This is a genomic window from Candidatus Hydrogenedentota bacterium (genome assembly GCA_012523015.1).
Taxonomy (GTDB): Bacteria; Hydrogenedentota; Hydrogenedentia; order Hydrogenedentales; family CAITNO01; genus JAAYBJ01.
In genome coordinates, this window is sequence record JAAYJI010000265.1 from 1 (window position 1) to 1,973 (window position 1,973).

The following is a 1,973-nucleotide window of genomic DNA, read 5'->3' on the forward strand; positions in this document are numbered from 1 at the left end:
CCTAAAAGACCAAGTGCAGGCTGCCATTCAAGCCGGCGGCAGGCTCCTCGTTGATCCCGCGCATTTCACGCTGCCTGAGACGGGATGGTTTGCAGCGCCTGCCGTTGTTGCCGACGCGCCGCAAACATCAGCCTTGATGCAAGAAGAAAGTTTCGGGCCGGTCATTGGGATTTTGTCGGTGGAAAATGACGAGGAAGCGCTCCGCTACATGAATGACAGCCCTTACGGATTGACGGCGTCCCTTTGGACTTCAGACCTAGACCGCGCTATCCGCTTGGGTGAGCGTATTCAGACCGGTACCTGCTATATGAATCGCTGCGATTTCTTGGATCCCGCCCTTCCTTGGTGCGGCGTCAAAGATACCGGAAAAGGGGCGACCCTGTCCCATTATGGCTTGTTACAATTGACACGGCTCAAGAGCATGCATCTGCGCGTCGAGATTCCCAAATAGTCCTGTAGCCCGTTCTATATGTGCCTTCCCAACCGCCGGCATCGTTGCGTGTGTGCCGTCTTGGCGGGTCGGATACAGCGCTGCTTCGGGTTCTATCGTGCCTACGCGATTTGTTTAAAAAGCATCTACTTCAAAAAAGAGTCCCGGCACTTTGAGATATTCAAAGAGAACGCCTCTGTTGCGGCCTATAATTTTTATTACGCGAATATCGCTTAGTTCATCGCCTTCACGCACTTGTTTGCGCTCGATTTTTCCCTCTCGCCGATTGATGATATTAAGAAAGATATAGGTTTGATCTTTTTCAATATCATCCATAAACCCTTGAACTTGGATGCTTGGCTTGTCCAGCATAATATCCGCTCGTTCCCCAAGCCGCTGTAATAGCTGGCTTTCAACGGACAGCAATTCTTCCACATCAATACAGATTAAAACAAGCCTATACCGTTCAATATCAGCGGCTTGTTTGGCGATATCCTGTACTTCATAAGCGACGTCGTTGAGTGCTTGACGGCCGAAGTCTGTTGCCCCATATTGGATCACAGCATTGCGCAGTGCTGCAAGCATGGAATAGCGTTCTGCTTCAGAAATACCCGGGCCCCCGGCAACGCTTTGCCGCAAAGGTTGGATCAACGGATTTACGAGGGCAGCGACCTCTTCTTTGGTTTGGGGGCCGGAAGGGGGCGGCGGCGGCGGCTCTTTGCGCAGCAGATCTTCACATCCCGCACAAGCCAGTAAAAGCACAACACTTAAAAATAATCTTACTTTCATGGTTTCTTTCTCGTTTACGGAGTCCTTTGGACAGCGTGGGGTTATGTGGGGTGAAATGATAGCACAAATCTATCCAGCGTAAGTTACTTCAGTTCATCCAAATCTATTTCATTACTAATTTTGTAACCATCGAGACGATAGAATTCTTTCCGTTCCAATTTGTTGTTGACAAAACCCAGGCGGACGCGGGTTCGGTTGGGATTATTCCATATGTGCCAAACAATGGTAAAAGGTGATGTGTAGCCGTCTGAAGGGCGTCGATATTCGCTTTCACTCTCGTCGGAGCCGGCGCCCCACAAGGCTTCAATATCTTCATAGCTATGTCCCAGATATAATTTGTCCACCATCGCTTCCGTAATGGTGATTCTGGGGAGCTCCTCCGATTCCGGGGTGATATCCAGGGGCGTGGGATCGGGCGGTACAAGGTCCGTCGTGGCTGCCGCTTCAGAAGGCGCCTCTTCCTTTTTCTGCAATAAGGCGACGAGCAATAAGATACAAATGAGTGACAAGGCAACAATTAAAATAGTTTTAAGGGACATAATAAATGCATTCCACGGTGCAACTTACGGTCATGTACGACGCCAAAAGAAATAACCGGCGCCGTCAGACGGTTTAATTACAAAAATTACCCTCTTTCAAAGAAAGCGGTTTATACTATAGGTATCTTTCGGGGGTGTATCCTTCAAAACACCCGATCAGAGCATCATTATTTTCGCACATGATGCGCTCCTTATAATATAACAATGTTGCAACG

3 protein-coding genes are annotated in these 1,973 nt (G+C 49.0%); 1 reads left to right on the forward strand and 2 read right to left on the reverse strand.

Annotated elements, in window-relative coordinates; genetic code table 11:
• Positions 1-451: aldehyde dehydrogenase family protein (locus GX117_11765; protein ID NLO34005.1), on the forward strand; the 451-nt coding region annotated here is incomplete at its 5' end.
• A 114-nt stretch (positions 452-565) separates the two neighbouring features.
• On the opposite strand, the gene GX117_11770 is transcribed toward GX117_11765, so the two are convergent.
• Together GX117_11770 and GX117_11775 are read right to left on the reverse strand one after the other, a co-directional pair.
• Positions 566-1,219: a hypothetical protein gene (locus GX117_11770; GenBank protein NLO34006.1), complete on the reverse strand. Its 654-nt coding sequence runs from the start codon at positions 1,217-1,219 to the stop codon at positions 566-568.
• 83 nt (positions 1,220-1,302) lie between these two features.
• Entirely contained in the window at positions 1,303-1,758 is a 456-nt protein-coding gene (locus GX117_11775) for a hypothetical protein (GenBank protein ID NLO34007.1), read from the reverse strand.
• Positions 1,759-1,973 lie beyond the last annotated feature (215 nt).

What these genes read in the sequence shown, in the direction of transcription:
- GX117_11775 (NLO34007.1), bottom strand. Translation starts at nt 1,758, where the DNA reads ATGTCCCTTAAAACTATTTTAATTGTTGCCTTGTCACTCATTTGTATC.
- GX117_11770 (NLO34006.1), bottom strand. Translation starts at nt 1,219, where the DNA reads ATGAAAGTAAGATTATTTTTAAGTGTTGTGCTTTTACTGGCTTGTGCG.